This window comes from Micromonospora sp. MH33, from assembly GCF_003013775.1.
GTDB lineage: Bacteria > Actinomycetota > Actinomycetes > Mycobacteriales > Micromonosporaceae > Micromonospora > Micromonospora fulviviridis.
Genome location: NZ_MUYZ01000301.1, coordinates 1 through 8,385, shown reverse-complemented (window position 1 = coordinate 8,385; position 8,385 = coordinate 1). Strand labels below are relative to the sequence as shown.

General features: G+C 75.2%; 5 protein-coding genes. 4 read left to right on the top strand and 1 reads right to left on the bottom strand.

What is annotated here, in order from left to right; all coding sequences use genetic code 11:
* The 3 genes from B0E53_RS30135 to B0E53_RS30125 form a co-directional block, all read left to right on the top strand.
* Nucleotides 1–2,572 (top strand): type I polyketide synthase (locus B0E53_RS30135; RefSeq protein WP_146167816.1); only part of this gene is annotated, 2,572 nt, incomplete at its 5' end.
* A gap of 28 nt (nucleotides 2,573–2,600) precedes the next feature.
* Nucleotides 2,601–4,166, top strand: a complete 1,566-nt coding sequence (locus B0E53_RS30130) for a bifunctional 3-(3-hydroxy-phenyl)propionate/3-hydroxycinnamic acid hydroxylase (protein WP_107079098.1) — start codon at nucleotides 2,601–2,603, stop codon at nucleotides 4,164–4,166.
* A 27-nt stretch (nucleotides 4,167–4,193) separates the two neighbouring features.
* A complete protein-coding gene (locus tag B0E53_RS30125; protein WP_107079097.1) occupies nucleotides 4,194–5,081 on the top strand; it encodes a class I SAM-dependent methyltransferase in 888 nt (295 codons plus the stop codon).
* A 65-nt stretch (nucleotides 5,082–5,146) separates the two neighbouring features.
* On the opposite strand, the gene B0E53_RS30120 is transcribed toward B0E53_RS30125, so the two are convergent.
* Nucleotides 5,147–5,905: an alpha/beta fold hydrolase gene (locus tag B0E53_RS30120; protein WP_281492927.1), complete on the bottom strand. Its 759-nt coding sequence runs from the start codon at nucleotides 5,903–5,905 to the stop codon at nucleotides 5,147–5,149.
* Between the two features lie 282 nt (nucleotides 5,906–6,187).
* Here B0E53_RS30120 and B0E53_RS30115 point away from each other — a divergent pair.
* A partial coding sequence (locus B0E53_RS30115) for a type I polyketide synthase (protein ID WP_168215448.1) occupies nucleotides 6,188–8,385 on the top strand: 2,198 nt, incomplete at its 3' end.

Sequence of the window (8,385 nt, the reverse complement as noted above, 5' to 3'; positions counted from 1 at the left end):
CCACACCGAGGACGCCGCGCCGGACCGGGCGCGCGCCGGCGCCGTCGAGGCGCTCGCGCTGGTGCAGGGCTGGCTGGCCGACCCGCGCTGGGCGGACACCCGGCTGATCCTGCTCACCCGGGGCGCGGTCGGCGTGCACAGCCCCGCCGACCCCCCGCCCGACCCGGCCGGGCTGGCCGCCGTGCTCGGCACCGGCGAGCCGCAGGTGGCGCTCCGCGACGGCAACCCGTACGCGCCGCGGCTGGCCCGCCGCGCCGACGCGGCCACCCTCACCCCGCCCGCCGACGCCCCCGCCTGGCGGCTCGACGTGCCGACCCGGGGCAGCCTCGACCACCTCGCGCTGGTGCCCGCCGACGCCGCCGACGCCCCGCTCGGCCCCCTCGACGTCCGGGTCCGGGTCCGCGCCGCCGGCCTGAACTTCCGGGACGTGCTCAACGCGCTCGGCCTCTACCCGGGCGACCCCGGGCCGCCCGGCGGCGAGGCGTCCGGAGTGGTCACCGAGGTCGGCGTCGAGGTCACCGACCTGCGCCCCGGCGACCGCGTGCTCGGCGTCTTCGTCGGCGGCTTCGGGCCGGTCGCGGTCACCGACCGGCGGCTGCTCGCGCCGATGCCCGACGGCTGGACCTTCGCCCAGGCCGCCTCCGTGCCGGTGGTCTTCCTGACCGCGTACCGGGGGCTGGTCGACCTGGCCGGGCTGCGCGCCGGGGAGTCCGTGCTGGTGCACGCCGCGGCCGGGGGCGTCGGCATGGCCGCCGTGCAACTCGCCCGCCACCTCGGCGCCGAGGTCTACGCCACCGCCAGCCCCGGCAAGTGGCCCGCGCTGCGCGCCCTCGGCATCCCCGAGGACCACCTCGCCTCGTCCCGCACCCTCGACTTCGAGCCGCGCTTCCGGGCCGCCAGCGGCGGGCGGGGCGTCGACGTGGTGCTCGACTCGCTGGCCCGCGAGTTCGTCGACGCGTCGCTGCGGCTGCTGCCCCGCGGCGGGCGGTTCCTCGAGATGGGCAAGACCGACGTGCGCGACCCCGAGCGCGTCGCGGCCGACCACCCCGGCGTCGCCTACCAGGCGTACGACCTCACCCGGGCGCACCCCGACGAGATCCAGCGGATGCTCACCGCGCTGATGGCGCTCTTCGCCGACGGCACCCTCCGCCCGCTGCCGGTGCGCGCCTGGGACGTCCGCCAGGCCCCCGAGGCGTTCCGCTACGTCAGCCAGGCCCGGCACATCGGCAAGGTGGTGCTCACCATGCCGACCCGATGGGACCCGGACGGCACCGTGCTGCTCACCGGCGGCACCGGGCTGCTCGGCGGCCTCGTCGCCCGCCGGCTGGTCACCGACCACGGCGTCCGGCACCTGCTGCTGGCCAGCCGGGGCGGCCCCGACGCGCCCGGCGCCGCCGACCTCGCCGCCGACCTCACCGCGCTGGGCGCCACGGTCACCGTGGCCGCCGCCGACGTCGCCGACCGCGACGCCGTCGCCCGGCTGCTCGCCGGGGTGCCCGCCGCGCACCCGCTCACCGCCGTGGTGCACCTGGCCGGGGTGCTCGACGACGGCGTGGTCACCGCCCTCACCCCGGACCGGATCGACACCGTCTTCCGGCCCAAGGTGGACGCCGCCCGCCACCTCGACGAGCTGACCCGGCACCTCGACCTCGCCGGGTTCGTGCTGTTCTCCTCCGGCGCCGGCGTGTTCGGCGTGCCCGGCCAGGGCAACTACGCCGCCGCCAACGCCTGGCTGGACGCCCTCGCCCGGCACCGCCGCGGCGCCGGCCTGCCCGCCCAGTCGTACGCCTGGGGCCTCTGGGCGCAGGCCAGCGCCATGACCGCCGGGCTCGACCGCACCGATCCCCGGATCACCGCCCGGGACGGCCAGCTCGCCCTTCCGTCCGACCTCGGCATGGCGCTGCTCGACGCCGGCCTGGCCGCCCCCGAGGAACACCTCGTGCCGACCCGGGTGGACCTGACCGCCCTCGCCGGGCGGACCACCGTCCCGCCGCTGATGCGCGGCCTGGTCCGGGGGACCCGCCCCCGTGCCCGGGCCGGCGCGGCCGGCGGCGGCACCGACCTCGCCGGCCGGCTGCGCGCGCTCACCGGAGCCGAACAGTCCGCGCTGCTGCTCGACCTGGTCCGGGCCGAGGCCGCCGCCGTGCTCGGTCACGGCAGCCCGGACGCGGTCCGGGAGACGCAGGCGTTCCACGAACTGGGCTTCGACTCGCTGACCGCCGTCGAGCTGCGCAACCGGCTCACCGAGGTGACCGGCGAACGGCTCCCGGCGACCGCCGTCTTCGACTACCCGGACCCGGGCGCGCTCGCCGCGTACCTGCGCTCGCGGCTCGTCCCCGACGGCGCCCAGGCCGCGCCGGCGATCCTCGCCGAGCTGGAGCGCCTGGAGCGCGCGCTCGCCGAGACGACCGTCGAGCCGGAGCTGTACACCCAGGTGGCGGGCCGGTTGGAGGTGCTGGTCGCCAAGTGGCGGACCATGCGCGGCGCCTCCGCCACCGACCACGACCTGGACCTTGAGCAGGCCAGCGACGACGAGATCTTCAGCCTGATCGACACGGAACTCGGGCTTTGAGGCCGAGGCGGACGGACGAGGGACGGCGATGACCGACGTACTGATCGTGGGCTACGGCCCGGTGGGCCAGGTGGCCGCGATCCTGCTGGCCCAGCGGGGCCTCACCGTACGGGTGCTGGAGAAGTGGACCACCCCGTACAGCATGCCCCGCGCGGTCTCCTACGACGGCGAGGCCAGCCGGATCCTCGCCGCCTGCGGCCTCGGCGACCGCCTCGACGACGTCACCGAGCTGTCCGGGGAGTACACCTGGAAGAACGGCTTCGGCCGCACCCTGCTGCACGTCAAGGGCGCCGAGGACGGCCCGGCCGGCTGGCCCGACTCGACCTCCTTCTACCAGCCCGGCCTGGAGGCCCGGCTGGCCGAGCGGGGCGCAGCCCTGCCGGGCATCGAGGTCCTGCGCGGCCTGGAGGTGACCGCGCTGGCCGAGCAGGGCGACCGGGTCGAGGTGACCGCGGTCGACGGCGACGGCCGCCCCCACCCGTTCACCGCCTCCTGGGTGCTCGGCTGCGACGGCGCGAACAGCTTCGTCCGGGGCTGGCTCGGCGCCACCGTCACCGACCTGGGCTTCAGCTACGACTGGCTGGTCTGCGACGTGGTGCTGCACGAGCCGCACGAGTTCAAGCCGAACAACCTGCAGATCTGCGACCCGGCCCGGCCGCGTACCGCCGTCTCCGCCGGCCCCGACCACCGCCGCTGGGAGTTCATGCGGGTGCCCGGGGAGACGCTGGAGGAGTTCCGCACCGAGGCCAGCGCATGGCGGCTGCTCGGCCTGTTCGACATCACCCCGGACACCGCCCGGCTGGACCGCTACGGCGTCTACACCACCCAGGCCTGCTCCGCCGACACCTGGCGGGCCGGGCGGGTGTTCCTGGCCGGCGACGCCGCCCACGTCATGCCACCCTTCCTCGGCCAGGGCATGAGTTCCGGCTTCCGCGACGTGCTCAACCTGGCCTGGAAGCTGGACCTCGTGCACCGCGGCCACGCCGGGGAGGCCCTGCTCGACACCTACCAGGTGGAGCGGCGGGCACACGTGCAGCACGCCATCCGGATGTCGATGGACTCCGGGGCGGTGATCTGCGAGACCGACCCGAAGAAGGCCGCGGGCCGGGACTCGGTGATGCTGGCCGCGCTGCGCCGGCGTACCCAGCAGCGGCACGTCCGGTCGCTGCGCGAGGCGATCGTCGACGGCGTGCTGCACCGCGGGCCCGACGGCGCGCCCGCGCCGCGCGCCGGTGACCCCGCACCCCAGGGGCGGGTGGCCGCCGGCGGGCGGAGCGGACGCTTCGACGACGTGGTCGGCACCGGCTTCGTGCTGCTCACCCGCGAGCCGGCCGCGCTCGACGGCGACGCCGCCGCGTTCCTCGACGACCTCGGCGCCCACCGGGCCACCGTGCGACCGGCCGACCACGACGGCGCCGTCGAGACCGACGTGGTCGACCTCGACGGCGTCTACCTGCCCTGGCTGGCCGGCGCGGACGCCGCCCTGGTCCGGCCCGACTTCTACCTCTTCGGCGTGGCGGCCGGCCCCGACGCTTCGGCCGCCCTGGTGGCCGACCTGCGCCGCCAGGTCTCCGCCCCCGCCCTGCATCCCTGACCACCCCCGCAGCCCCAAGGAGCTGACATGCTGGAGAACCTCCGCACCTTCGGCCGGGTCATCCGCACCCTGGCCACCAAGGACCCGGTGACCCGGGTCCGCCGCTTCTACGAGATCCAGTCCCCGGACGTCGAGTTCGCCGCCCGCACCACCCGCTACATGAACGTCGGCTACTGGGAGGACGGCGTCACCAGCATCGACGTGGCCGGCGAGGCCCTCGCCACGAAACTCGCCGACGCCGCCGGGTTCAAGCCCGACGACACCGTCCTCGACGTCGGCTTCGGCTACGGCGACCAGGACTTCGCCTGGCTGCGGGACCGCCGGGTGGCCAAGGTGCACGGCATCAACGTCACGCCCCGGCACGTCGAGCACGCCCGCGAGCGCGCCCGGCGGGAGGGCCTGGCCGACCGGGCCGAGTTCCAGCTCGGCACGGCCACCGAACTGCCCTTCCCGGACGCCAGCGTGGACCGGGTCGTCGCGCTGGAGTCGGCGTTCCACTTCTACCCGCGCAGCGCGTTCTTCGCCGAGGCGTTCCGGGTGCTGCGGCCCGGCGGCACCCTGGCCACCGCCGACATCATCCCGCTGAGCAACGACACCCCCCGGATGTCCATCAGCTCCGGCCCGCTCAGCTTCGTGAAGTTCAGCATCCCCGACGAGAACTGGCACGACCGCACCGCCTACGCCGAGCAGCTCGCCGCGGCCGGCTTCGTGAACCCGGAGGTGCGGTCCATCCAGGACCGGACCTGGGAGGGCTGGCGGCGGTTCCAGGCCGCCCGCCCGAGCGACCCGGCGTTCCAGGCGGAGGCGGAGCGCAGCGCGGTCAAGGGGATGGCCAACCACTGGCGCGACGAGGCGCTCATCAAGAAGGAACTGGCCCTGCTCGACTACGTCATCGCCGTGGCCCACAAGCCGTGACACGCGATCGGCCCCCGCCGCCCGTCCGGGGCTGCGGGGGCCGACGCGCGTCCGGGTCCGCCGGCTCAGCCCACCGCCGTCCGGGTCAGGGCGGCCGAGAGGGTACGCAGGATGGCCGGCTGGTGCTGGGCCAGGAAGAAGTGCCCGCCCGGGAAGACGTGCAGGTCGAACGGCCCGCTGGTGTGCTCCGCCCAGGCCTTCGCCTCGTCCACCGTGGTCTTCGGGTCGGCGTCGCCGGTGAACACCGTCACCGGGCAGCTCAGCTTCGGTCCCGGCACGTACTCGTAGGTCTCCGCGGCCCGATAGTCGCTGCGGATCGCCGGCAGCGCGGCGCGCAGCATGTCCGGGTCGCCGAGCACCGCCGAGTTGGTGCCGCTCAGCTTCTTCACGTCGGCCAGCAGGCCCTCGTCGTCGAGCAGGTGCACCGTCTCGTGCCGGCGGCACGACGGCGCCCGCCGGCCCGACGGGAACAGGTGCGCCGCCGCAGCGCCCGTCTCCGCCTCGATCAGCCGCGCCACCTCGAAGCCCAGGGTGGCGCCCATGCTGTGCCCGAAGATCGCCAGCGGCTGGTCCAGCCAGGGCCGCAGCACCCCGAAGACCTGCCGGGCCAGCTCGCCGATGGTGGGCACGCAGGGCTCGTGGCGGCGGTCCTGCCGGCCCGGGTACTGGATGCTGAGCACCTCGACCGCGGGCGACAGCGCCCGGGACACCGGGAAGAAGAAGCTCGCCGAGCCGCCGGCGTGCGGCAGGCACACCAGCCGCGGGGCGCCGGCCGGGGCCGGGTGGAACCGGCGTACCCACAGGCCGTTGTCGTGGTCGGTCATCGTCACGCGGTCCTTCCAGCGGTGGTGCCCGGAACCGGCGCACCAGGGCGGTCCACCGGACGCTAACCGCGCCGCCGGAGGCGGACCACCCCTAGCCGACCGCCCGTACGGGTTAGGGGTTGTCGCAGCTCAGGGCGACCCCATAGCTTCCCCGCAGAGGGGACCCGTGGCTCTCGGGTGACGTGTGCGCAAGGACGTGGAACTGATCTGGCCTGAAGAACTCGCGCGTTCACACCGCCGTCAACGTCAGGTCTCCGCCGGCCACCGCGATGGGTCAGGTTGATGGACACCGAAGAGAAGCTCCGGGAGTATCTGAAGAGGGTCACCACCGACCTGCGGCGCACCCGGCAACGGCTCCGTGACGTCGAGGACGAGGCCCACCAGCCGATCGCGGTCGTCGGCATGGCGTGCCGCTTCCCCGGCGGCGTCACCTCCCCGGCCCAGCTGTGGGACCTCGTCGCCGCCGGCCGGGACGCGGTCGGCCCGTTCCCCACCGACCGGGGCTGGGACCTCGCCACCCTGTACGACCCCGCCCACGAGCGCCCCGGCACCTCGTGCGTCCGGGAGGGCGGCTTCGTCCACGACGCGGCCGACTTCGACCCGGCGTTCTTCGGCATCTCCCCCCGGGAGGCCCTGGCCATGGACCCGCAGCAGCGGCTGCTGCTGGAGGTGTCCTGGGAGGCGTTCGAGTCGGCCGGGGTGGACCCCACCGCGCTGCGCGGCGGGCGGGTCGGCGTCTTCGCCGGCCTCACCTACGACGACTACGCGGCGGGCGCCGCCGACGTGCCCGACGGCGTCGAGGACTACCTCGGCCTCGGCATCGCCGGCAGCATCAGCTCCGGGCGGGTGGCGTACGCCCTCGGCTTCGAGGGGCCGGCGGTGACCGTCGACACCGCCTGCTCGTCGTCGCTGGTGGCGCTGCACCTGGCCGTGCAGTCGCTGCGTACCGGCGAGTCCGATCTGGCCCTGGCCGGCGGCGTGACGGTGATGCCGACCCCGGCCGTCTTCGTGGACTTCACCCGGCAGGGCAACCTGTCGATGTCGGGCCGCTGCCGGGCGTTCGCCGACGCCGCCGACGGCACCGCGTTCGCCGAGGGCATCGGCATCCTCCTGGTGGAACGGCTCTCCGACGCGCGCCGGCTCGGCCACCGCGTTCTCGCCGTGGTCCGGGGTTCGGCGGTGAACCAGGACGGGGCGTCGAACGGGCTGACGGCGCCGAACGGGCCGTCGCAGCAGCGGGTGATCCGGTCGGCGCTGGCGGCGGCGCGGCTGTCGCCGGCCGACGTGGACGTGGTGGAGGCGCACGGTACCGGCACCACGCTGGGCGATCCGATCGAGGCTCAGGCGCTCATCGCCACCTATGGCCAGGACCGGGAGGCCGACCGGCCGCTGCTGCTCGGCTCGGTGAAGTCGAACCTCGGGCACACCCAGTCGGCCGCCGGCGTGGCCGGTGTGATCAAGATGGTGCTGGCGATGCGGCACGGGGTCGTGCCGCCGACGCTGCACGTGGACGCGCCGTCGTCGAAGGTGGACTGGTCCTCGGGCGCGGTGCGTCTGGTGACCGAGAGCCAGGCGTGGCCGGCCGTGGAGCGGCCCCGTCGGGCGGCGGTCTCGTCGTTCGGCATCTCCGGCACCAACGCGCACGTGATCCTCGAAACGCCGGAACCCGAGCCGGTCGAGGGCGAGGCGACCAGTCCGGCGGACCGGGGCGGCGTGGTGCCGTGGCTGGTGTCCGCGCGGTCGGCGGAGGCCCTGGCCGGGCAGGCGGCGCGGCTGGCCGGGCACGTCCACGAGCAGGACGGCCTGTCTGCCGTCGACCTCGGCTGGTCCCTGGCGACCACGCGGGCGGCCCTGGAGCATCGGGCGGTGGTGGTCGCCGCGGGCCGGGACGGTCTGCTGGCGGGCCTGTCCGCGCTGGCCGAGGGCGGGACCGTCCCCGGCCTGATCACCGGCGCGGTCACCACGGGTCGGCGGGCGTTGCTGTTCACCGGTCAGGGTGCGCAGCGCCCTGGCATGGGCCGGGACCTGTATGGCCGGTTCCCGGTGTTCGCGGAGGCGTTCGATCGGGTGTGCGCCCTGTTCGAGGGCCGGCTCGACCGTCCGTTGCGGGAGGTGGTGTTCGCGGAGCCGGGTAGCGACCTGGCGGTGTTGTTGGACCAGACCGTCTATACGCAGGCGGGGTTGTTCGCGGTCGAGGTGGCCCTGCACGAGTTGCTGTCGTCGTGGGGCGTCACGGCCGACTATCTGGCTGGTCATTCGATTGGTGAGGTGACCGCCGCTCACGTCGCGGGGGTGCTCTCGCTGGAGGACGCCTGCGTCCTGGTGGCGGCCCGGGGCTCGCTGATGCAGGCGCTGCCGGCCGGCGGTGGGATGCTCGCCGTCGCCGCGTCGGAGGAACACGTTCGGGATCTGCTGGGTAGCTCTGGCGCACTGCTGGATGTGGCGGCGGTGAACGGGCCGGGGTCGGTGGTGTTGTCGGG

Bases quoted from the DNA above. Each gene is read 5' to 3' on its own strand.
- B0E53_RS30130 (WP_107079098.1), top strand. From the start codon at position 2,601: ATGACCGACGTACTGATCGTGGGCTACGGCCCGGTGGGCCAGGTGGCC.
- B0E53_RS30125 (WP_107079097.1), top strand. From the start codon at position 4,194: ATGCTGGAGAACCTCCGCACCTTCGGCCGGGTCATCCGCACCCTGGCC.
- B0E53_RS30120 (WP_281492927.1), bottom strand. From the start codon at position 5,905: ATGACCGACCACGACAACGGCCTGTGGGTACGCCGGTTCCACCCGGCC.